Genomic DNA, 21,466 nt, shown 5'->3' on the forward strand with positions numbered 1-21,466 from the left:
GGGTCGCCTTTTCTTTTGCTTACTTTTCTTTTGGCGACGCAAAAGAAAAGTGAGTAGCTGCCGGGCTACCCCCGGCTTGCTGGCAAACCTCCAACAGCAGAAGCAAAGAAGACTTCAACAAGCTCAGCCTGAGCAGCATGAAGACGCTGCCGCCTAAACCGGCAATCCCCGGAATTTAAGCGCGGCCTGGCGAATCACTTCGGCCAGCAGGTTTTCCTTGGCCTGCAACTCGCGCAACCAGCGCGCGTCGTTGTTGGACAGCTCGACGCTGCTGCGCAGCAGGTGAATGCCGCTGCTGGCCCCAAGGGCTCTGGCGTGTGAGCCGATCTTGTCCATGGTCATCAGGATGTGGTCGCGCAGGGCCATGTGTTCGCCGGTGGCCGGGTCCACGTAGACCGCCTCCAGCCCGAAGCGGCAGGCCTGGAAGCGGTTGTAGGTGTAGACCAGGTAGTCGTCTTCGGTCGGCGTGAAGGGCTGGTCGTTCATGAACCACGAAGCGAGCGACTGCACGTAACCCGACAGCGCGGCGGCGCGGCCCACTGTCAACGGGGTGTCGAAAACGCGGATCTCAATGGTGCCGAACTCCGGCTTGGGCCGGATGTCCCAGTAGAAGTCCTTCATGCTCCTGACCACGCCGGTGCGTGTCATTTTCTCGAAGTAGACCGTGAACTCGTCCCAGGTCAGCGCCATCGGCGCGCGGCCCGACAGCGGAAAGGCAAACACCGAATTCAGGCGCGCTGAGTCAAAGGCCGTGTCCTGCCCCTGGACATAAGGCGAGGAGGCCGACAGTGCAATGAAGTGCGGAATGTAGCGCGACATGCGGTGCAGCGTCAGCAGCGCGGTGTCGGCATCGGGGCAACCCACATGCACGTGCTGGCCAAAAATCGTGAACTGCTTGGACAGGTAGCCGTACAGCTCGGACAGCTCGCGAAAACGCGGCTTGTCGTAAATGCGGCGTTCGTGCCACTGCTGGAAAGGGTGGGTGCCACCACCGACCACTGCAATGTTCAGCTTGTCAGCGCTTTTGACCAGCGCGTCGCGGATTTGCGTGAGCTGGCCCAGCACCTCCGACGAAGACTGGCACACGCCGGTGGAGATCTCGATCATGCTCGACGTCATCTCGGGGACCACGCTGCCGGGCAGCGGAATCTTTTCCATCAGGCGCAGCATGTCTTCGGCATACGGGGCGAGGTCGTAGTCATGGGTGTTGACGAGCTGCAGTTCCAGCTCGACGCCGAGCGACAGCGCCTCCGATTTCTGGAAGGGCTCCAGCCCGCCGGGTGCCAGTTGCGCAGGGGTGTGTTTACTCACGGAGCTCTCCGGTTGAGGGGGTCCAGGGTTTGTGCGCCCAGGGCTTGGAGCTTTCACGGGCACGGTAGATGGAGAAGGTCGCGACAATGGCGCCCAGCACTTCCATCAGCAGGATGGCCGGTAGCGCAATGCTTGCAATACGCGGTCCCAGGGAAGCCGACGAAGCCACAAACTGGGAAACGATGAGCAGCGCCACCGAGGACATGGGCGACATCGCGCAGCCGACCCACAGGGCCTGCTTCCAGCTGGCGCCGCTGCCCACATTGCCGAGCGCGACGCCGGTGATTTTGGCCAGAGCCCGTGCCACGACCAGCGCCGCCACCAGTCCGGCCACCTGGCCGCTCCAGTCGGCCTGTGCGGCCACCACGGAGACCAGCACAAACATCAGCATGGTCAGCATCGCCGAGGCGGTGCCCATCTGCCGCGGCCAGGACCACGGCCGGGGATTGAGCTGCTTGAGCATCATGCCGCCCAGCAGCGCAGCCAGCGGAGCCGATCCGCCGAAGTGCGCGGCCAGTGCAGCGCCCGCAGCGATCAGGGCCAGCAGCAGGATGGCGGTGTTCTCGCTGGTCGGGCTCATCACGCGAAGGGCCGACCGCAGCGCCAGCGCCAGGCCGGCACCCACCACCACCGACAGGCCCAGCACCACGGCCACCGGGTAGAAGGTGTCGGTGAGACTTTGTTCGCCGCGGCCCATCATGCCGGCGCGGGCGCTGCAAAGCGTCAGCGCATACAGTGTGCTCAGGGTCGACAGCACCATGGCCCGCTCGGTCACGGGACCGGAGGCGCGGGTGTCGATGATCACGCGCGACAGCACCGCCGGCGAAGCCGCCATGGCCAGCAGGGCCAGCGGCTCGGCGACAACCTCCCGCATGCCGAAAAAGGTCAGCGCCCAGTAGACGGCGACAAAGGTCAGTGTCGATTCGGCCAGGCTTTGCACCAGCACCATGGGGTTGTGGCGGAACCAGCGCAGAGGAATGCGGCCACCCGCTTCAAACAGCACGACGGCCACACCGAGTTCCAGCAGAAACAGGCCCGTTCCCTGCAGCGGCCAGGCGGCGCCGGTAAACCCGGCCAGGCCGGCAAAGGCGCCGACCGCCGAATACCCCACCACCTTGGGCACGCCCGCGTAGCGTTGCACCAGGTGCCCGGTCAGTGCGGCCAGCGCCAGAAGGAAGGACCACTGGACCGTGGGCAGACCCGCTGAGGGTTTGATCCATTCGGCCCAGATGGCCATGATTTCATTCATGGATGAGTGTCTCCGTTGATTGATTGAAATTCATGCAGCGCCGCACGGGTGGTGCGCGGGTGCTCGATGGGACCGGCCGCCGATGGGGCGACAAGCCCCGGTGCCTGCGGTGGGTCTATGTTGCGGCCAATGATTTCAGGCCAGGCAGGCTTCCATGAAAAAAACATGCCTAATTTACAACGCTTCACACTCTTTGCATGTAGGACAAGTACTCACATGGGCGCCTGCCGTGCTGTGGGCGTAGCAGTTGTCAGGGTGTTGACAGCTCCTGCGCGGTGTCAATCAGGCAGAAAAAAGCTGGCCGGCTTGCTGCGCCAGCGCGCCCAGATCGCGGAACGGATGCGTCCGCGATCCACGCCGCTGACGCTGTGCGCCCGCAGCGCCAGCCGGAACGCGAAGTAAAAGCTCACCCCCAGGTTGAGAGCGCCGATCAGCGGGATGGCGGCCACACACCACCACAGGGCCGGTTGCCGCAGCGCGTCCCAGCCGAGGGCCGCAACGGCCGCGGCCAGCTGGCCGGAAGACAGTGTGACGTGGCGCACTTCGAGTTCCACCCCGAAGAAGCCGGTCATCGGCGGAATCAGTCCCAGCATGAAACCCAGGGCGATATTGGAGGTGAAGCCCGAAATGTTGTCGCGCATGAAATGGCCCCAGCGCCGCGCCCGTGCAACGCCCAGTGCCCGGGTGATGCGCGGGTTGTAGCGCATGGCCGACGCCAGGCGGTACAGCACAAACCAGTTTTCCACCCAGCCGCCTATGATGCTGGCAGCAAACAGCACCACGCCGGTGAAGGCGGCCCACAACAGCGTTGGGCCGAGCAGGCTCAGGGCGTGCAGCACATGAGCGGCTTCCTTGGCATCGATCATCGGTCGCCCCAGCCCGTACTGCATGGCGATGCTGATCAGCAGGACCGCCGGCACGACCACGAGCACGTTGCCCAGCACGGCCGCCACCTGGGAGCGCACCAGGTGCGTGACCTCATCGACAAACTCGCTCACCGCTTCGCCCGTGCGCAGGTCCTTGAGCTTGGCGGCCATGGCCGGTGCCGTCATGGCCGGCTGTTTGGTGGCCAGCGTGAAGTGCATCAACTGGATCAGCACAAAGCTGGCGGCATAGACGATGCTGGACAGGAAGCCGCCCCAGAAGGCCGACAGTGCCAGCCCCACCACCATGAACTTGAGCAGCGTGGTGACGGCCGTCAGGGCGCCGCCGCCGGCGGCCTTGCCCAGCATGTCGGTGTAGGCCGCGCGGTCGCGCGTGATGTAGTGCTCGCCGGTTTCGGCGCCGCGTTCGGCCACCTTGGCGGCCAGCAGGGTGGAGTTGCTGGCCACCAGCGCGCGTATGCTGCGCCGCTCCTCGGCCAGCAGCACCAGCCGGGCCAGCAACTGCATGGCGCTGGTGGCGGGTTTGTCCGAAAGCAGGCAGTCAAGCAGATCACGAATGCGCAGGATGCGCTCGCGCAGCTGGCGCAGGCGAAACACCAGGCCGACCGAGATGCCGTGTTCATCAAGATGGACGTACACCGACGAGGCCGCACTGCGGCAAGCCTCCAGCCGGCTCTTGAACTGGTCAAGCGCCAGATGCAGTGCGCCGCTGTCGGGCCCGTGCAGCAGTAACGCGGCGCGCAGCGCTTCAAGATCGGCGAGCAGGCCGTGAAAGGGCCGGGCCAGCAGGCTCTGGGGGCTCATCCGCAGGCGCAGTTCGGGCGAGAAGCCGGTGGCGCAGACCTGGCTGGTGCAGTAGGTCAGGGACTCCAGCAGCGTGGCCTGCCAGTCCTTGAGCAGGGCACTGGCGCCGGGGGCAGGGAGGTCGGCGGGAGCGTCGTCGCCGGCCTGGCCCAACAGTGCACCCAGCCGCCCCAGCGTGTCCTCGTCGAGCAGTTTGAGCCACTGTGCGTCAAACGGGACCGGGAACAGCAGCATGAACAGTTCGGTGGCGTGGGTGGTCTCGGGCGTGCCCGGCAACAGCTTGTAGCGCAGCCGTTCGCCGAGTTCGCTGAGAAAAGCGGCACGTGGCGCAAAACCGAAATCGGCAAACAGGGGCGTGGCATCCACCGTTTCGACCAGGGTGAGCCACCACAGGCGCAGCCGCTCCGGAAAACCCGGCCGGGCATGCGCCGCGTCGAGGAACAGCCCCACCCGCGACAGCGCCGCCTGCGCATTGCTCGCGTCCCCGCGTATCCAGTCCAGCAGGTCGCTGAGCCAGAGGTGCCGCACGGCCAGTTCAGCCCCGGGCTCCAGCTGGTCGAGCAGCTCGCTCAGTGTCCGCATGGCCGGACGCCCCTAGTGGAGGACACGGGCGCCGCCGGCCTGGCCGGGGCCACCGCCACGGCCAGCCTCGAGCACAAACATCGGAATGGTCGCTTCGAAACGTTCGCCATCCTCGGCAACACAGAAGTAGCTGCCGTGCATGGTGCCGGTGGGTGTGCGCAGGCGCGAACCGCTGCTGTACTGGAAGGACTCGCCCGGTTTGAGCAGTGGCTGATGGCCGACCACGCCCAGGCCCTTGACCTCCTCGGTGTGACCGCGCGCGTCGCTGATGATCCAGTGGCGCGAAATCAGCTGCGCCGCGACCTCGCCGGTGTTGGTGATCGTGACGGTGTAGGCAAAGCCATACACCTCGTCTTCGGGGGCCGATTGCTCGGGAAGGTAGTGTGGCTGGACGTCGCAGGAAAATTCGTATTTCGGCATGGGGTTCCCATAGAGGCGCCCATGTTAACCGCCCTCCGGCGGGCATGAAAATCCGGGGGAAATGGGCGGGGTGCGCACTTGCTGCGACAATCCTGCCATGAGCCAAAACAAGCCACCGGTGTACCGGATTGCCCCGTCGATTCTGTCCGCCGATTTCGCGCGCCTGGGTGAGGAACTGAGGTCAGTCATCGAGGCCGGCGCCGACTGGATCCACTTTGACGTGATGGACAACCATTACGTGCCCAACCTGACCTTCGGGCCCATGATCTGCAGCGCCCTCAAGCCGCACGCCAAAAAGGCCGACGGCACCGCGGTGCCGATCGACGTGCACCTGATGGTGCAGCCGGTCGACAGCCTGGCCGCAGCCTTTGCCGATGCCGGCGCAGACCTGATCAGTTTTCACCCCGACGCTTCCGGCCATGTGCACCGCAGCGTGCAGGCCATCAAGTCCAAAGGCTGCAAGGCCGGGCTGGTCTTCAACCCCGCCGCGCCGCTGGATGTGCTGGACTGGGTCATCGACGACATCGACCTGATTCTGATCATGAGTGTCAACCCCGGTTTTGGCGGCCAGAGTTTCATCGACTCGGCCCTGCGCAAGATCGAGCAGGCGAGAAAGCGCATTGACGCGTCCGGCAAGGACATCCGTCTGGAGGTCGACGGCGGCATCAAGCTCGACAACATTGCGCAGGTGGCAGCGGCCGGAGCCGACACCTTTGTGGCGGGCAGTGCGATTTTCGGCAAGCCGGATTACCGGTCGGTGATCGAGGGAATGCGGGCAGCGCTGGCGACATAGGCCGATAGCGCAGCCTGCGGGTGAACCAGGCGCCGTGCCCTGGCTGGATTGGAAGGGCCGGACCATGGAGACTGCGGGCAGACCGGAAGTGGAGGAGCTCAAGCAGAGCAGCCGTGCGAACCTGCCGGAGCCGCTGCACAGGCACCGCATTCTGGTGATTGAGGACAGCGCGGATATCCGCTACCTGCTCACGGCCCTGTTGCAGGACAGCTACGAGGTGATGGCGGCTGCCGCCGGCGAGGTTGGCCTGGACATGGCCCGTTCGGCCGAGCGGCCCGACATCATCCTGCTGGACGTGGTGATGCCGGACATGGACGGCTACGAGGTGCTTGCCCGGCTCAGCCGGGACCCGCGCACCGCCGATATTCCGGTCATTTTCCTCACGGCGCTGGGCAGCGAGGATGAAGAGCAACGGGGGCTGGACCTGGGCGCGACCGACTACGTCACCAAGCCCATCAGCCCGCCGGTGCTGCTGGCGCGCCTGAAGCTGCACCTTGAGCGCCACGCCAATGCCAGGCGCCTGAAGGTGTTGTCCGAGCAGCTCTCGCGGTACCTGGCGCCGCAGGTTTACCAGTCGCTTTTTGACGGTTCACGCCAGGCCGAAATCCGGACGCAGCGCAAGAAGCTGACGGTGTTTTTCTCCGACATCAAGAATTTCACCGAGTCGACGGCGCAGTGGCAGCCTGAAGAGGTCACGCTGCTGCTCAACAGCTATTTCGCGGAAATGTCGCAGATTGCCGCCGAGTATGGCGCGACGCTGGACAAATTCATCGGGGACGCCATCGTCATTTTTTTTGGCGATCCGCATACGCTGGGCGTTCGCGAGGATGCGGTGCAGTGCGTGCGGATGGCCATCGCCATGCAAAAACGCATGGAAGGGCTGCGGGCCCGCTGGCGCGACATGGGCATCCACAGGAATTTCGAGATACGTATCGGCATCAACTCGGGGTTTTGCGACGTCGGCAATTTCGGCAGCAGCCTGCGCATGGAATACACCATCATCGGCCGTGAGGTCAACCTGGCCGCCCGCCTTGAGCAGGCTGCCGAGCCCGGCGAAATCCTGATTTCCAGCGAGACCCATGCCCTGGTGCAAGGCCAGGTGCAGGCCGACGCTCGGGACGCCATCCTCGCCAAGGGCTTTGCCCAGCCCATCCCGGTGTATGTGGTCCGCGGGGAAAACACCGGAGTGCCCGGCGATCCCGGGGTCATCCGCTTTGACGGGCCCGGCTTGCGTCTGGAGCTAAATGCGGTCCGCCTGACCACCGCGCAAAAGGCCGAGGCCGTGAGCGAGTTGCGCAAGGCGCTGGCAAGGCTGGAAGCGGCAACGACCGGCGACCCGGATGCCGATGCCTGGCCCACCGCCATCGCGGGGCTGGACCTGGCCCTCGGGCTGCGCCGGGCGATGGGCGTGAAAACGCTTTATCTCTCCATGCTGGGGCGTTTTCTGGAAGGGCGCAGAGACACCCCCCGGCGCATCCGGGAGGCGCTCGACGCGGGCGACACAAAAGCAGCGGAACTGCTGGTCCACTCCCTGCGCGGCCTGTCCGGGCAGATCGGCGCCACGCAGGTGCCCGACCATGCGCAGGCGCTGGAGCAGGCACTGCACGGGGAAGCGCCGCGCGCCGCCCTCGATGTTTTGCTGTTGCGCCTGGAGGCCTCGTTGGGCGAATTGATGGCGGCGCTGGAGTCCGGCTTGCCCGCAGCGGCCACGCCATGACCGGCAGGCTGCGTCCGGCCGCAGGCAGGCCTGCAGGGTCCACTGGTGTATCGTGCGTACAAGCGGTTCGGGAAAAGCCCGCGGGGCACCGATCCCGCACCCAGCCCCCGCACAAGGCCCCGCCATGAAGCTGCCCTTTCGCACCAACATCACCATCGCCCTGGGCTTGGGCCTGCTCCTGATGGCCCTGAGCACGGTCACGTCCTACATCACCATCCATTCGCTGCTTGAGGACGAGAAGGGCGAAGAAAAAATCCAGGTGACGGTGGTCCTGCTGGAGCGGCTCGTCTCGCAGTTCAAGACCACAGAGTCCCTGCAGCGGCGCTACCTTCTGACCAACGTCGACCAGGACCTGGCCGCCTACCGGCAGGCCAGGGCAGAGTTGCAGCAGGTGCTGCTGGGCGTCGGTGGCCTGCCGGCGGCGGACGAGCGCCTGGCAGACCTGCGTACCCTGCAGGGGCTGGTCGCCCGACGACTGGATTTCATGGAGGAGACCGTCAGCGCCCGGCAACAGGCGGGGCTGGAGGCGGCGATCGCGCTGGTCGGCAGCGACGTGAACCGCCAGCTTCACAACGACATCGGGGAGCTCGCCGGCCGGATCAAGAGCACCCAGGCGCAGACTCTGGATCGTTCCGAAAAAAACACCCGGAGGACGGCGCAGACGGTCCGCTTGCTGATTCTGTTGAGCGGCCTGCTCACGCTTGGGCTGCTCGGCTGGACCATTCGGGCCGCAATCCGTGCGCAGGCCAAGAACCGCAGCATCCAGGCCGAACTGGCCGACAGCGAAGCCATGAGCCGCGCCATCACCGAGAGCATGGCAGAAGGGGTGGTGACCGCCACCGGGGATGGCCTGGTCGTCCACGCCAACAGCGCTGCCCGGCACCTCTTCGGCTACCGCCTCGACGAGCTGATGGGGCAACCGGTGGTCAGGCTGCTGCCTGTGCGTTACCAGATGGGCTTCACGGCCTTCTTCGCGTCGCTGGCGGACCGGCCCCGGGGCTTCCGGGAGTCCGATACGCAGGTCGTGGGCCAGCGCCGTGACGGCACCGAGTTTCCGGTCAACGTGTCCTTTGGCGACGTCAATGTCGGCGGCCGGCGCTTGTTCACGGCCATCATTCGTGACGTCACCGAAAGCAAGCGGATTGCCCAGCACTTGCGCGACAGCGAGGAGCAGTTGCGCCAGCTCACCGATAATGTCCCGGCCTTGATGGCCTACGTGGACAGCGACCAGCGTTTCCAGTTTCACAACAAGGCCTATGAAGAGGTTTTTGGCTTGCCGCGGGAAAGAATCGACGGCAAAACCCTGCTTGAAATCACCGGCCCCGAGTTTTACAACCGGATCAGCCACCATGTGCAGGAGGCGCTGTCCGGCTATGCGGTGCGTTACGAGCGGGAGCAGGTCACCGCCAGCGGTGAGCGGCGCGAATACGTGATGAGTTATTTCCCGCGCTACGGCGAGGGCGATGAGGAGGACAAGGTCATCGGATTTTTCTCGCTGGGTACCGACGTCACCGAGCTCAAGCGCATCGACCGCATGAAAAGCGAGTTTGTCTCCATCGTCAGCCATGAACTGCGCACCCCCCTGACTTCGATACGCGGCTCGCTGGGGCTGGTCTCGGGGGGCGTGGCCGGTGCGCTGCCGGAACGGGCCAAAAGCCTTGTGGAAATCGCCAAAAACAATTGTGAGCGGTTGATCCGCCTGATCAACGACATCCTCGACAGTGAAAAAATCGAGTCCGGCAAGATGCAGTTCGAGCTGCAGCCGCTGGAACTGCTGCCGCTGCTGCAGCGGACGCTGGCGGACAACGAGGGATTTGCCGCGCAGCACCAGGTCAGGCTGGCCCTGCATGCGCCCAGACAGCCCCTGAAGGCCCTGGTGGACAGCGACCGCCTGCTCCAGGTGATGACCAACCTGCTGTCCAATGCCATCAAGTTTTCTCCCGCGCAGGGCACGGTGCTGGTGCTGCTGGGCCGGCACGCCGGCCGCCTGCGTGTCGAGGTCAGTGACAATGGACCCGGTATCCCCGAAGAATTCCGCCAGCGCATTTTTCAGAAATTTTCGCAAGCCGATTCTTCCGACACACGCCAGAAGGGTGGTACCGGTCTCGGCCTGGCGATTTCAAAGGCGATTGTGGAGCGGATGGAGGGAAGCCTGGGCTTCACCTCCAAGGTCGATGTGGGGACCACCTTCTATTTCGAACTGCCGGAGTGGCGCGAGGCGCCACCGGTGACAGCGCCCATGAGTCTTGATGGCATCAACCGGCCGCGTATCCTGGTGTGTGAAGACGACCCGGATGTCGCCCGGCTGATAGGCATGATGCTGGACAAAGCCGGCTTCGATGCCGACATCGCCCACACAGCGGCACAGGCGCGTGACTACCTCAACATGGTGTCTTACACCGCGATGACCGTGGACGTGCAGCTTCCCTACGAAAACGGGCTGGACCTGATCCGTTCACTGCGGCAGGACAAACGCACCGCGGACCTGCCGGTTCTGGTGCTGTCCGTGACCGCTGCGGAAGCCCGGCTGCATGCCGGCAACACCCTGGCAGTGTCGGCCTGGCTTGAAAAGCCGATTGACGAACAACGCCTGCTGGGCAGCTTGCGTCAGGCCATCGACGGCCGGCGGGCGGCCCGTGGCCGGCGCTGAACCGGTATGATCCCGGTCTGCGCTGCGCTGTCCTTTCCAACCTTCACTCGGGTTCCACCCACCCATGAAATTCTCGCGCCATACGGAACGCCACCGCACTGACCGCATCGGCTGGCTGCGTGCGGCTGTGCTGGGGGCCAACGATGGCATTGTTTCCACCGCCAGCCTGGTGGTCGGCGTTGCCGCCGCGCAGTCAAGCCAGGGCAGCATTCTTGTGGCCGGGGTCGCCGGGCTGGTAGCCGGGGCGATGTCGATGGCCGCAGGGGAGTATGTCTCGGTTCACTCGCAGGCTGACACCGAAAAGGCCGACCTTGAGCGCGAACGTGCCGAGCTGGCGCTGGACCCCGCCGCGGAGCAGCGTGAGCTGACGGCCATTTATGTCGCGCGGGGGCTGACGCCCGGGTTGGCCCAGCAGGTGGCTGTTGCGTTGACAGCGCACGACGCGCTGGCCGCCCATGCCCGGGACGAACTCGGCATTTCAGAGGCGCTCAGTGCGCGGCCGGTGCGGGCGGCGTTGGCCTCGGCGGCAAGTTTTGCGGTCGGCGCGGTGTTGCCGCTGGCCGTGACCGCCCTGGCTCCCGCACAAGGCCTCATCGTCTGGGTTTCCGCCAGTTCACTGGTGTTTCTCGCCCTCCTGGGTGTTGTGGCTGCCCGCGTTGGCGGCGCCGGCGTTCTGGCCAGTGCATGGCGCGTCACCTTCTGGGGCGCACTCGCGATGGCGATCACGGCAGGCGTGGGCGCACTGTTCGGCGCGGTAGTTTGATCTGCAGGGAAACAAGGCCGGTGTCCCTGAACCACAGCCTGTTTGATGCAGCGATCGTCGACCTGGACGGCACCCTGGTCGATACCCTCGGTGATTTTGTGGTTGCCCTGAACCGGATGCTGGCCGATCTGTCCTTGTCGCCGGTCGACCGATCCGTGGTCGGGGCGCGGGTGGGCAAAGGCTCGGAGCATTTGATTCACTCTGTCCTGGATCATGTGCTGAATAGCCCTGTAGCCCCTGATGGACAAGCGTCAACAGCTATCAATAAAGAAGCAGTGGAGCGGCTGCTTCCGGCAGCCTGGGCCAGTTACCAGCGCCACTACCTGGCCATCAACGGCCAGCATGCCAGCGTCTACCCGGGCGTGGTGGAGGGTTTGCAGCTGCTGCAGCGCCAGGGTCTGAAGCTGGCCTGCCTGACCAACAAGCCGGCCGCGTTTGCCCGGCCCCTGCTCAAGGCCAAGGGCCTGGACGGTTTTTTCAGCCTGGTGTTTGGCGGCGATTCGTTCGAGCGGAAAAAACCTGACCCTCTGCCCTTGGTCAAAACGTGCGAGGCGCTGGGAAGCGCACCGGAGCGAACGCTGATGATCGGTGACTCCAGCAACGATGCGCGGGCCGCAAGGGCCGCGGGTTGCCCGGTGTTGCTGGTGACCTACGGCTACAACCACGGCGAGCCGGTTCGCGGTGTGGATGCCGACGGTTTTGCCGACACGCTGGCGGCGATGGACCTGGCCGCCCTGCAAATAAAAACGGGGCTTGCGCCCCGTTAACCGTCACCGCCAGCGCTGGGCTCAGGCGGGTTTGCCGAGCAGGGCGTCCTTGAGTTTCCAGTCGGCGGGCACGGGACCGAGCCAGATGCGCATCAAGGCGTTGAAAAACTCTGGTTCCTTGAAGGGCTCGCCTTGCGGGGCGCCCTTGACGGTGATCACGGTGCCGGTGCCGGGCACCCAGTCAATCATGAAAACGTCGCCGGCGACCAGCTTTTTCTGGTCCGAGAAAATCTGGGCCATCTTGATCAGGCCGGGGATCAGCTTGGACATCTCGGCCTTGGGCGCGTTGTCCTGCACGCCGCGCGTGAAGAGCTTGCCGAGTTCATTGGAGTCGATCTCGCGCAGCATGGTGATCTGCAGGCGCTTGGCGCCGGGGGCTGCCAGAACCTCTTCCGGCGTGGCGGCTTTTTTGCCGAGGTACAGGCCGGCCGTGTACACCTTGAAGACGGCCTTGTAACGCACACCGGCGCCATTGAGCACCAGCTTGCTTCCGCGCATGTCGATTTGGTCTTCCAGCTTGACGCCGCCCACCTCGATGGTGGCTGCGGCGGCGCTGACGGCCAGCAAAAGCGACACGACGCCCGCCAAGCATGTTTTCATCCAGGTCATATGAGGTCTCCCAAAAAAAGAACGGTCGTTCGTTAATGAAGTTATTCTGTTCCGGCACCCGGGTACCCGCAAGAGGGTTTGCGAGATGAGTGTTACTACTAGTTACATTTGTCCGAAGCTGTGGAGGGGCTGATTTTTTACTGTTCTTTTTTGTCGGACTTTCTGTGAACTTCGGTTTTCGGCGCCTATTCAAGGGGGCCGGGGTCTGTCTTTCAGTCGGCCTTTGCTACACTCAGCTTTCCATGTTCATTCATCGCATCATTCAGACAGGTAGCAGCTACCGGGGAGCCTGGCCCTGGCGGGCCTGACAGCTCTCGCATGCCGCGGCCGATTGGTCTCGTTGCCATGCAAGCCTGTTTTGATGCGCTCTTGCCCTCCTGCAACGAGCATCCTTGCCCCGGTTTTCGGGGCGTACTGAATGAAGGTGGCCACGCCGGCGCGCGTGGGCCCACCGGTGAAGGAACTTGCCGTGATCACTGAACTTGAATTCAAAAGCCTTGCGCAGCAGGGCTACAACCGCATTCCCCTGATGGCGGAGGCGTTTGCCGATCTTGAAACCCCGCTCTCGCTGTATCTGAAACTGGCACATTCCAGGGATGGCGGCAAATTCAGCTTTTTGCTCGAATCGGTCGTCGGCGGCGAGCGTTTTGGCCGCTACAGCTTCATCGGCCTGCCGGCGCGTACCCTGGTGCGGGCCAGCGGCTTTGGCGCCGACGTGCTGACCGAGGTGGTGCGGGACGGCCAGGTGATCGAAACCTCCAAAGCCAATCCGCTCGATTTCATCAGCGACTACCAGAAGCGTTTCAAGGTCGCGCTGCGGCCCGGCCTGCCGCGTTTTTGCGGCGGCCTGGCCGGTTATTTCGGCTACGACACGGTGCGCTACATCGAGAAAAAACTCGAATCGTCATGCCCACCAGACACCCTGGGCTGCCCCGACATCCTGCTGCTGCAGTGCGAGGAACTGGCGGTGATCGACAACCTCTCGGGCAAGCTCTACCTGATCGTCTATGCCGACCCGGCCTTGCCCGAGGCCTATGCCAACGCCAAAAAACGCGTGCGCGAACTGAAGGAGCAGCTCAAGTATTCCGTCAGCGCGCCAGTGGTCAAACCGACCCAGGGTTACCCGGCCGAACGTGACTTTGCGAAAGCCGATTACCTGGCCGCTGTCGAACGCGCCAAGCGGCTGATCGAGGCCGGCGACTTCATGCAGGTGCAGGTGGGCCAGCGCATCAAGAAGCGCTACACCGAGTCGCCGCTGTCGCTGTACCGCGCGCTGCGTTCGCTCAACCCCAGCCCCTACATGTATTACTACCACTTCGGCGACTTTCACGTGGTGGGCGCGTCGCCGGAAATTCTGGTGCGCCAGGAGAAAGTCGAAGCCGCCGCGACGGGCCGCCCCGAGCAAGGCACGGCCCCCGCGGGGGGCAGCGCAGTACACGCAGTGACAAGCGTGGGGGCGCGGTTCGAGCAGAAGATCACCATCCGGCCGCTGGCCGGCACGCGGCCGCGCGCTTCGTCGCCCGAGCTTGACAAAGCCGTCGAGCAGGAGCTGATCAACGATCCGAAAGAGCGCGCTGAACATGTGATGCTGATCGATCTGGCGCGCAACGACATCGGCCGTATCGCCAAAACCGGCACGGTCAAGGTCACCGAGGCGTTTTCGGTGGAGCGTTACAGCCATGTCATGCACATCGTCAGCAATGTTGAGGGCGTGTTGCTCGACGGCATGACCAGCATGGACGTGCTCAAGGCGACTTTCCCGGCCGGCACGCTGACCGGCGCGCCCAAGGTGCACGCGATGGAACTGATCGACCAGCTCGAGCCGACCAAACGCGGCCTGTACGGCGGCGCCTGCGGCTACCTCAGTTATGCCGGCGACATGGATGTGGCCATCGCCATCCGCACCGGCGTCATCAAGGACCAGATGCTCTACGTGCAGGCGGCGGCGGGGGTGGTGGCCGATTCGGTGGCCGAGCTCGAATGGAAAGAGACCGAGGCCAAGGCGCGCGCCTTGTTGCGCGCTTCCGAGCTGGTCGAGGAGGGGCTGGAATGATCATGGCCACATCCTCTTCACCAGCCGGGGCCGCGGAACCGGCTTTGCCGGGCCGCAGGCGCAGCGCCCCCTCGGGGGGCAGCGTATTACACGAAGTGAAAAGCGTGGGGGCCGTATGAAGTTATTGATGATCGACAACTACGACTCCTTCACCTACAACATCGTCCAGTATTTCGGCGAGCTCGGTGCCGAGGTCGAGGTCTTCCGCAACGACGAGATCACGCTGGAAGGCATTGCCGCACGCGCGCCGGACCGGCTGGTGATCTCGCCCGGTCCGTGCTCACCGGCGGAAGCCGGCATTTCAGTGGCGGCCATTCAACACTTCGCCGGCAAGCTGCCGATCCTGGGCGTCTGCCTGGGCCACCAGGCGGTGGGCGCGGCCTTTGGCGGCAAGATCGTGCGTGCGCAGCAGCTGATGCACGGCAAGACCAGCGTGATCAGCACCACGCAGGAAGGCGTGTTCGCCGGTTTGCCCAGGCAGTTCACCGTCAACCGCTACCACTCGCTGGCGATTGACAAGGCGTCCTGCCCCGAGGTGCTGGCCATCACCGCCTGGACCGACGACGGCGAGATCATGGGCGTGCGCCACAAGGAACTCGCGATCCAGGGCGTGCAGTTCCACCCCGAATCGATACTGACCGAACACGGCCATGCGATGCTGAAAAACTTCCTTGAGCAGCGCGTTTAGCCACGGCTCGGTTTGCTATCAAAAGCGGAGCTGCCTGCGTAGATTCCATAAAGGCTGGTGCCACATATGACCTCAAAAGTTGACCTGAGAAGCGACACCGTGACGCAACCCACCGAAGGCATGCGTGCCGCGATGGCGCGCGCGCCGCTGGGGGACGACGTGTTCGGTGACGACCCGAGCGTGAACGCGCTGCAGGAAAAAATCGCGGCCATGCTGGGCTTCGAAGCGGCGCTGTTTGTGCCCACCGGCACCCAGAGCAACCTGTGCGCGATTCTGGCCCACTGCCAGCGCGGCGACGAGTACATCGTCGGCCAGATGCAGCACTGCTACCGCTGGGAAGGCGGCGGCGCGGCGGTGCTGGGCAGCGTGCAGCCGCAGCCGCTGAACCATCAGGCCGACGGCACGCTGGCGCTGGCCGACATTGAGTCCGCGGTCAAGCCGGACGACCCGCATTTCGCGCGCAGCCGCCTGCTGGCGCTGGAAAACACGCTGGGCGGCAAGCTGCTGCCCATGGCTTACATCGAACAGGCAACCGACCTGGCGCGCCGCCAGGGGTTGGCCCGGCACCTGGATGGCGCACGCCTGTTCAATGCGGCGGTGGCGCAGGCGGCTTTCCTTGGCACCGAGGCGCGTGCAGAAGCCCGGCGCATCGCCGGCTGCTTCGATTCGGTGTCCGTTTGTTTCAGCAAGGGCCTGGGCGCGCCGGTGGGCTCGGCGCTGTGCGGTTCGGTCGAATTCATCGCCCGCGCCCGGCGCATTCGCAAGATGGCCGGCGGCGCCATGCGGCAGGCCGGCGGGCTGGCGGCCGCGGCCTCGTATGCGCTGGATCACCACATCGCCCGCCTGGCCGACGACCACGCGCTGGCAACCCGGCTGGCCGACGGCCTGGCCGGCCTCGACGGTCTGCAGGTCGAGGCGCCGCAGACCAACATCCTGTTTGTGGATCTGGTCGGCAGCGCTCGCGACCGCTCCGAGGCCTTGCTGCGGCACCTCGCCAGCGAAGGCATTCAGGCCACCGGCCTGTACCGCATGCGTTTTGTCACCCACCTTGACGTGGATGCGGCCGGCGTGGACCGCGCGATCGCGGCGATCCGCGGCTTCTTCAAGGACTGAGGGCCCATTCATGGCGACCGAACAACTGCTGCTGTTCATGGCTGCCGGCGTGTTGCTGAACCTGACGCCCGGCCCGGATGTGCTCTACATCGTGACCCATGCCCTTCGCCGCGGCGCACGCGCCGGTATGGTGGCGGCGCTGGGCATCACCGCGGGCTGTTTTGTGCACATCCTCGCGGCGGCAGGGGGCGTCAGCGCGCTGCTGGCGGCCTCGGCCACGGCTTTTGCGGTGCTCAAGTGGGCCGGTGCCGCCTACCTGGTGTATGTCGGCATCCGCCTGCTGACCAGCCAGGGTACCAAATTTGCTATTAATTCAGAAGCTGCTGGCGCCCATCCAGCGAGGGCTGGAGGCCTGAAAGGCATATTCTTCCAGGGTTTCTGGACAAACGTGCTGAACCCCAAGGTGGCGCTGTTTTTCCTGGCGTTTGTACCGCAGTTCATTGCCCCCGGCGTGGACAACAAGCCACTGGCGTTTTTGCTGCTGGGCCTGCTGTTCAACTTCAACGGGCTGTGGGTCAACATCGGCTGGGCGCTGGCAGCCAGCTGGCTGGCGCGGCGCGCGGGGGCCTTGCAGCGCGGGCTGCGCTGGCTGGACCGGGTGGCCGGCGCCATGTTCATTGGATTTGGCATCAAGCTGGCCCTGACCGACAATCCTTCCCACTAACTCCAGAGACAAGACAAGAACACGATCATGCCCATGAGCAACAAAATCACGCCCCAGGAAGCCCTGCAGCGCACCATCGAACACCGCGAAATTTTCCATGACGAGATGCTGCACGTCATGCGCATGATCATGAGCGGGGAGATGTCCCCGGTCATGATGGCCGCGCTGATCACCGGCCTGCGCGTCAAGAAGGAAACCATCGGCGAGATCACTGCGGCGGCCCAGGTGATGCGCGAGTTTTCCACCAAGGTCCATGTGGCCGACAAGACGCACCTGGTGGACATCGTCGGCACCGGCGGCGACGGCTCGCACACCTTCAACATCTCGACCTGCTCGATGTTTGTCGCGGCGGCCGCCGGTGCCAAGGTCAGCAAACACGGCGGGCGCAGTGTCAGCAGCAAGTCCGGCAGCGCCGATGTGCTCGAAGCCCTGGGCATCAACATCAACCTCAAGCCCGACGCGATTGCCCAATGTATCGCGGACGTCGGCGTCGGCTTCATGTTTGCGCCCAACCATCATCCGGCGATGAAAAACGTCGCCCCGGTGCGCAAGGAACTCGGCGTGCGCACCATCTTCAACATCCTCGGGCCGCTGACCAACCCGGCCGGTGCACCCAACATCCTGATGGGCGTGTTCCACCCCGACCTGGTCGGCATCCAGGTGCGCGCGCTGCAGCGCCTGGGCGCCGAACATGCGCTGGTGGTCTACGGCAAGGACGGCATGGACGAGGTGTCACTGGGTGCGGCTACGGTGGTCGGCGAGCTCAAGGGTGGCGAGATCACCGAGTACGAAATCCATCCCGAGGACTTCGGTCTGGCCATGGCCAGCAACCGCACGCTGCGCGTGGAAGCGCCCGAGCAGTCGATGGCCATGCTCAGGAGCGTGCTCGACGACGAGCCCGGTGCGGCGCGCGACATCGTCATCCTCAACGCCGGCGCCGCGCTGTATGCGGCCAATGTGGCCGAGTCCATGGTGGCCGGCATCGCGCTGGCCCGCGCGGCCATCACTTCCGGCGCTGCCAAAGCCAAGCTCGAACAGCTGGTTTCCACCTCCCAAGCCCTGGCGACCTGAACCATGTCCGATATTCTGAACAAGATTGTGGCCGTCAAGCGCGAGGAAGTCGCCACGGCGATCAAGCGCAAACCCCTGGCCGCGGTGCGTTTTGACGCCGAGTCGCGCGTGCTGACGCGTGATTTCGTCGGCGCCCTGCGCGCCAAAATCAGCGCCGGCCAGCCCGCGGTGATTGCCGAAATCAAGAAGGCCAGCCCCTCCAAGGGCGTGCTGCGCGCCGACTTCATTCCGGCGGACATTGCCCAAAGTTATGCTGAGCATGGCGCCGCTTGTTTGTCGGTGCTCACTGACAAGGACTTCTTCCAGGGCAGCATCGACTACCTGAAGCAGGCGCGGGCCTCCTGCAGCCTGCCGGTGTTGCGCAAGGATTTCATCATCGACCCCTACCAGGTCTACGAGTCGCGCGTGATGGGCGCCGACTGCATCCTGCTGATCGCTGCCTGCCTGGACGACGCGCAGATGAAGGCGCTGGAGGCGCTGGCCTTGTCGCTGGACATGGCGGTGCTGGTGGAGGTGCATGACCGTGCCGAGCTGGAGCGCGCGCTCCAGCTCAAGACACCGCTGCTGGGCATCAACAACCGCAACCTGCAGACCTTCGAGGTGTCGCTGGACACCACCTTGGGCCTGGTCAAGGACGTGCCGGCCGACCGCCTGCTGGTGACGGAGTCCGGTATCACGACTGCGGCCGATGTGGCGCGCCTGCGCGAGGCCAAAGTCAACGCCTTTCTCGTCGGCGAGGCTTTCATGCGCGCCGAAGACCCTGGTCTCGCGCTCGCCGGCCTGTTTCCGGATGCTACTGATTAAATAGCTGGCGACGCCCATGCCACAAGGACTGCAGGCCGATTTGGCTTTTGAAACCCTGCCCAAACCGTTACCGGAGGGCGCCGGCCACGGCCGGCACCTGACACGCTGGCACCCGGATGACTGGCCGCTGGCGGCCGACTGGGCGCCCGAGGTTGGCCATTTCGTGGCGAGTCGGCCCGGACAGCAACTCGGCGCGTTCATTGAGCGGCGCCTGGCGGCCGGCGCCATCATCTACCCGCCGCAGCCTTTCCGGGCCCTAGCGCTGACGCCGCTGGCTGACGTCCGCGTGGTCATTCTGGGCCAGGACCCCTATCACGGCCCGGGGCAGGCGCAGGGGTTGGCCTTTTCGGTGCCCGACGGCGTGAAACCCCCGCCCAGCCTGCGCAACATGTTCAAGGAACTGGCGCGAGATCCAGCGGTGGTGCCGGAAGCGCACAGCGGCGGTTCGCTGGAGCGCTGGGCCAGCCAGGGGGTGTTGCTGCTCAACACCAGCCTGACGGTGGAAGAAGGCCAGGCCGCCAGTCACGCCAAACAAGGCTGGGAAGTGCTGACCGACCAGCTGATCGCCGCGGTGGCGGCCAAACCCGAGCCGGTGGTGTTTTTGCTTTGGGGCGCCCACGCGCAGACCAAACGGGCGCTGATTCCGGCCCGGCACCTGGTGCTGACGGCCAATCATCCCTCGCCCCTGTCGGCTTTGCGGCCCCCCAAACCCTTCATCGGCTGCGGGCATTTCGGCGCCGCCAATGACTTTTTGCGCAGCCATGGCCGTCGGCCGGTCAGGTGGTAAGCACTTGTTGTTCTGGATTGCCGGATGTCAAATTTCCATGGCATAATCTGAGGTTCGCCAAAGGAGAGGTGGCCGAGTGGTTAATGGCAGCAGACTGTAAATCTGCCCTCTAACGAGTACGCTGGTTCGAATCCAGCCCTCTCCACCAGCGATGAATTTTGATAGGCAGGCCCAGGCTTGGATGGTTGGTATGCCGTGTTTCGGGGTTGTCTTGAAGTGAAAAGGCGGTCGATGCGGGAGTAGTTCAATGGTAGAACCCTAGCCTTCCAAGCTAATGACGCGGGTTCGATTCCCGTCTCCCGCTCCATCACAACAAGCGCTGGTTTTGTATTTGGCAGGTAAGCAGAGTTTTTGAATTTGGCCCATTTGGCTCAGTGGCAGAGCACTCCCTTGGTAAGGGAGAGGTCCCGGGTCCGATTCCCGGAATGGGCACCATTTCATCGGTGCATGGTCGGCACGACGTGCCGGCGTGGCTGGTGGGGTGGCAGTGGTGTGACAAATTTCGTAAGTAAATCCTTAAGGTATTTGGAGTCGAAAAATGGCAAAAGGCAAATTTGAGCGGACCAAACCGCACGTCAACGTCGGCACGATTGGACACGTTGATCACGGCAAGACCACCCTGACGGCAGCGATCACGACCGTGCTCGCAGCCAAGTTCGGCGGTGAAGCCAAAGGTTACGACCAGATCGACGCGGCTCCCGAAGAAAAAGCCCGCGGCATCACCATCAACACCGCCCACGTGGAATACGAAACGGCCAACCGCCACTACGCCCACGTTGACTGCCCAGGCCACGCCGACTATGTGAAAAACATGATCACCGGCGCTGCCCAGATGGACGGCGCGATTCTCGTTTGTTCGGCTGCTGACGGCCCCATGCCCCAGACCCGCGAGCACATCCTGCTGGCCCGTCAGGTCGGCGTGCCTTACATCATCGTGTTCCTGAACAAATGCGACATGGTCGACGACGCAGAACTGCTCGAACTCGTTGAAATGGAAGTGCGCGAGCTGCTCGACAAATACGACTTCCCCGGCGACGCCACCCCCATCATCCACGGCAGCGCCAAGCTCGCCATGGAAGGCGACAAAGGTCCCCTGGGCGAGCAGGCCATCCTCAAGCTCGCAGAAGCCCTGGACACCTACATCCCCCTGCCAGAGCGTGCTGTGGACGGCGCCTTCCTGATGCCCGTCGAAGACGTGTTCTCCATCTCCGGCCGCGGCACCGTCGTGACCGGCCGTGTCGAGCGCGGTGTGGTCAAGGTCGGCGAAGAAATCGAGATCGTCGGTATTGCCGATACCCAGAAAACCATCTGCACCGGCGTGGAAATGTTCCGCAAGCTGCTCGACCAGGGTCAGGCCGGCGACAACGTCGGTATCCTGCTGCGCGGCACCAAGCGTGAAGATGTCCAGCGTGGTCAGGTCCTGTGCAAGCCGGGTTCGATCAAGCCCCACACCCACTTCACCGGCGAGATCTACGTTCTGAGCAAGGACGAAGGCGGCCGCCACACACCTTTCTTCAACAACTACCGTCCCCAGTTCTACTTCCGCACGACGGACGTGACCGGTGCGATCGAGTTGCCAGAAGGCAAGGAAATGGTCATGCCAGGCGACAACGTGTCGATCACCGTCAAGCTGATCAACCCGATCGCCATGGAAGAAGGTCTGCGTTTCGCCATCCGCGAGGGCGGCAAGACCGTCGGCGCCGGTGTCGTGGCCAAGATCATTGCGTAACGAGATTC

18 protein-coding genes and 3 tRNA genes are annotated in these 21,466 nt (G+C 64.3%); 16 read left to right on the forward strand and 5 right to left on the reverse strand.

The window, feature by feature from the left end:
• Positions 1-153: 153 nt before the first annotated feature.
• The 4 genes from PSV26_RS06740 to apaG form a co-directional block, all read right to left on the reverse strand.
• Positions 154-1,311, reverse strand: a complete 1,158-nt coding sequence (locus PSV26_RS06740; protein ID WP_300569107.1) for a YbdK family carboxylate-amine ligase — start codon at positions 1,309-1,311, stop codon at positions 154-156.
• Complete coding sequence (locus tag PSV26_RS06745; RefSeq protein ID WP_300519896.1) at positions 1,304-2,560, reverse strand: cation:proton antiporter; 1,257 nt, start codon at positions 2,558-2,560, stop codon at positions 1,304-1,306. Before PSV26_RS06745 ends, PSV26_RS06740 begins: the two co-directional genes overlap by 8 nt.
• Before the next feature lie 278 nt (positions 2,561-2,838).
• Positions 2,839-4,830 carry a site-specific recombinase gene (locus PSV26_RS06750; protein WP_300519894.1) on the reverse strand — a complete coding sequence of 664 codons (1,992 nt, stop codon included), beginning with the start codon at positions 4,828-4,830 and terminating at the stop codon, positions 2,839-2,841.
• Between the two features lie 12 nt (positions 4,831-4,842).
• Positions 4,843-5,250: a Co2+/Mg2+ efflux protein ApaG gene (gene apaG, locus PSV26_RS06755; protein ID WP_300519891.1), complete on the reverse strand. Its 408-nt coding sequence runs from the start codon at positions 5,248-5,250 to the stop codon at positions 4,843-4,845.
• A gap of 97 nt (positions 5,251-5,347) precedes the next feature.
• Between apaG and rpe the strand changes: the two genes are divergently transcribed.
• The 5 genes from rpe (at position 5,348) to gph (ending at position 11,940) form a co-directional block, all read left to right on the forward strand.
• A complete protein-coding gene (rpe, locus tag PSV26_RS06760; RefSeq protein ID WP_300519888.1) occupies positions 5,348-6,043 on the forward strand; it encodes a ribulose-phosphate 3-epimerase in 696 nt (231 codons plus the stop codon).
• Between the two features lie 64 nt (positions 6,044-6,107).
• The gene (locus PSV26_RS06765) at positions 6,108-7,760 is read left to right on the forward strand and encodes an adenylate/guanylate cyclase domain-containing protein (RefSeq protein ID WP_300569110.1); all 1,653 of its coding nucleotides are present in this window, start codon (positions 6,108-6,110) and stop codon (positions 7,758-7,760) included.
• A gap of 124 nt (positions 7,761-7,884) precedes the next feature.
• Positions 7,885-10,410 carry a PAS domain S-box protein gene (locus PSV26_RS06770; protein ID WP_300569113.1) on the forward strand — a complete coding sequence of 842 codons (2,526 nt, stop codon included), beginning with the start codon at positions 7,885-7,887 and terminating at the stop codon, positions 10,408-10,410.
• A gap of 64 nt (positions 10,411-10,474) precedes the next feature.
• Complete coding sequence (locus PSV26_RS06775) at positions 10,475-11,173, forward strand: VIT family protein (protein WP_300569115.1); 699 nt, start codon at positions 10,475-10,477, stop codon at positions 11,171-11,173.
• A 26-nt stretch (positions 11,174-11,199) separates the two neighbouring features.
• On the forward strand, positions 11,200-11,940 hold the full coding sequence (gene gph / locus PSV26_RS06780) for a phosphoglycolate phosphatase (RefSeq protein WP_300520029.1): 741 nt from the start codon (positions 11,200-11,202) through the stop codon (positions 11,938-11,940).
• Between the two features lie 21 nt (positions 11,941-11,961).
• Here the strand turns inward: gph and PSV26_RS06785 are convergent, their stop codons facing one another.
• Complete coding sequence (locus PSV26_RS06785; RefSeq protein WP_300519877.1) at positions 11,962-12,549, reverse strand: chalcone isomerase family protein; 588 nt, start codon at positions 12,547-12,549, stop codon at positions 11,962-11,964.
• Between the two features lie 469 nt (positions 12,550-13,018).
• On the opposite strand from PSV26_RS06785, the gene PSV26_RS06790 reads away from it, so the two are divergent.
• The 11 genes from PSV26_RS06790 (at position 13,019) to tuf (ending at position 21,458) form a co-directional block, all read left to right on the forward strand.
• Positions 13,019-14,602, forward strand: coding sequence for a chorismate-binding protein (locus PSV26_RS06790; protein WP_300519875.1), 1,584 nt, complete (start codon positions 13,019-13,021; stop codon positions 14,600-14,602).
• 115 nt (positions 14,603-14,717) lie between these two features.
• Positions 14,718-15,290 carry an aminodeoxychorismate/anthranilate synthase component II gene (locus tag PSV26_RS06795; protein ID WP_300569117.1) on the forward strand — a complete coding sequence of 191 codons (573 nt, stop codon included), beginning with the start codon at positions 14,718-14,720 and terminating at the stop codon, positions 15,288-15,290.
• Between the two features lie 66 nt (positions 15,291-15,356).
• Complete coding sequence (gene ltaE / locus PSV26_RS06800; protein ID WP_300569119.1) at positions 15,357-16,403, forward strand: low-specificity L-threonine aldolase; 1,047 nt, start codon at positions 15,357-15,359, stop codon at positions 16,401-16,403.
• Positions 16,404-16,413: 10 nt separating this feature from the next.
• Complete coding sequence (locus tag PSV26_RS06805) at positions 16,414-17,067, forward strand: LysE family translocator (protein WP_300569121.1); 654 nt, start codon at positions 16,414-16,416, stop codon at positions 17,065-17,067.
• 27 nt (positions 17,068-17,094) lie between these two features.
• A complete protein-coding gene (gene trpD / locus PSV26_RS06810; protein ID WP_300519864.1) occupies positions 17,095-18,138 on the forward strand; it encodes an anthranilate phosphoribosyltransferase in 1,044 nt (347 codons plus the stop codon).
• Between the two features lie 3 nt (positions 18,139-18,141).
• Positions 18,142-18,942 (forward strand): indole-3-glycerol phosphate synthase TrpC, encoded by an 801-nt coding sequence (gene trpC / locus PSV26_RS06815; protein WP_300519861.1) that lies wholly within the window; start codon positions 18,142-18,144, stop codon positions 18,940-18,942.
• Positions 18,943-18,958: 16 nt separating this feature from the next.
• Entirely contained in the window at positions 18,959-19,729 is a 771-nt protein-coding gene (locus tag PSV26_RS06820; RefSeq protein ID WP_300569123.1) for a uracil-DNA glycosylase, read from the forward strand.
• 62 nt (positions 19,730-19,791) lie between these two features.
• Positions 19,792-19,877: transfer RNA gene (locus PSV26_RS06825), tRNA-Tyr, on the forward strand.
• A gap of 85 nt (positions 19,878-19,962) precedes the next feature.
• Positions 19,963-20,036, forward strand: a tRNA-Gly gene (locus PSV26_RS06830).
• Between the two features lie 53 nt (positions 20,037-20,089).
• Positions 20,090-20,164, forward strand: a tRNA-Thr gene (locus tag PSV26_RS06835).
• Positions 20,165-20,267: 103 nt separating this feature from the next.
• A complete protein-coding gene (tuf, locus tag PSV26_RS06840) occupies positions 20,268-21,458 on the forward strand; it encodes an elongation factor Tu (protein WP_300569125.1) in 1,191 nt (396 codons plus the stop codon).
• The last annotated feature ends 8 nt before the right edge of the window (positions 21,459-21,466 follow it).

Origin of the sequence: Polaromonas sp. (genome assembly GCF_029945685.1) — a bacterium.
Lineage (GTDB): Bacteria > Pseudomonadota > Gammaproteobacteria > Burkholderiales > Burkholderiaceae_C > Polaromonas.

What these genes read in the sequence shown, in the direction of transcription:
- PSV26_RS06745 (WP_300519896.1), bottom strand. Translation starts at nt 2,560, where the DNA reads ATGAATGAAATCATGGCCATCTGGGCCGAATGGATCAAACCCTCAGCG.
- PSV26_RS06750 (WP_300519894.1), bottom strand. Translation starts at nt 4,830, where the DNA reads ATGCGGACACTGAGCGAGCTGCTCGACCAGCTGGAGCCCGGGGCTGAA.
- apaG (WP_300519891.1), bottom strand. Translation starts at nt 5,250, where the DNA reads ATGCCGAAATACGAATTTTCCTGCGACGTCCAGCCACACTACCTTCCC.
- rpe (WP_300519888.1), top strand. Translation starts at nt 5,348, where the DNA reads ATGAGCCAAAACAAGCCACCGGTGTACCGGATTGCCCCGTCGATTCTG.
- PSV26_RS06765 (WP_300569110.1), top strand. Translation starts at nt 6,108, where the DNA reads ATGGAGACTGCGGGCAGACCGGAAGTGGAGGAGCTCAAGCAGAGCAGC.
- PSV26_RS06770 (WP_300569113.1), top strand. Translation starts at nt 7,885, where the DNA reads ATGAAGCTGCCCTTTCGCACCAACATCACCATCGCCCTGGGCTTGGGC.
- PSV26_RS06775 (WP_300569115.1), top strand. Translation starts at nt 10,475, where the DNA reads ATGAAATTCTCGCGCCATACGGAACGCCACCGCACTGACCGCATCGGC.
- PSV26_RS06785 (WP_300519877.1), bottom strand. Translation starts at nt 12,549, where the DNA reads ATGACCTGGATGAAAACATGCTTGGCGGGCGTCGTGTCGCTTTTGCTG.
- PSV26_RS06795 (WP_300569117.1), top strand. Translation starts at nt 14,718, where the DNA reads ATGAAGTTATTGATGATCGACAACTACGACTCCTTCACCTACAACATC.
- ltaE (WP_300569119.1), top strand. Translation starts at nt 15,357, where the DNA reads ATGACCTCAAAAGTTGACCTGAGAAGCGACACCGTGACGCAACCCACC.
- PSV26_RS06805 (WP_300569121.1), top strand. Translation starts at nt 16,414, where the DNA reads ATGGCGACCGAACAACTGCTGCTGTTCATGGCTGCCGGCGTGTTGCTG.
- trpD (WP_300519864.1), top strand. Translation starts at nt 17,095, where the DNA reads ATGCCCATGAGCAACAAAATCACGCCCCAGGAAGCCCTGCAGCGCACC.
- trpC (WP_300519861.1), top strand. Translation starts at nt 18,142, where the DNA reads ATGTCCGATATTCTGAACAAGATTGTGGCCGTCAAGCGCGAGGAAGTC.
- PSV26_RS06820 (WP_300569123.1), top strand. Translation starts at nt 18,959, where the DNA reads ATGCCACAAGGACTGCAGGCCGATTTGGCTTTTGAAACCCTGCCCAAA.
- tuf (WP_300569125.1), top strand. Translation starts at nt 20,268, where the DNA reads ATGGCAAAAGGCAAATTTGAGCGGACCAAACCGCACGTCAACGTCGGC.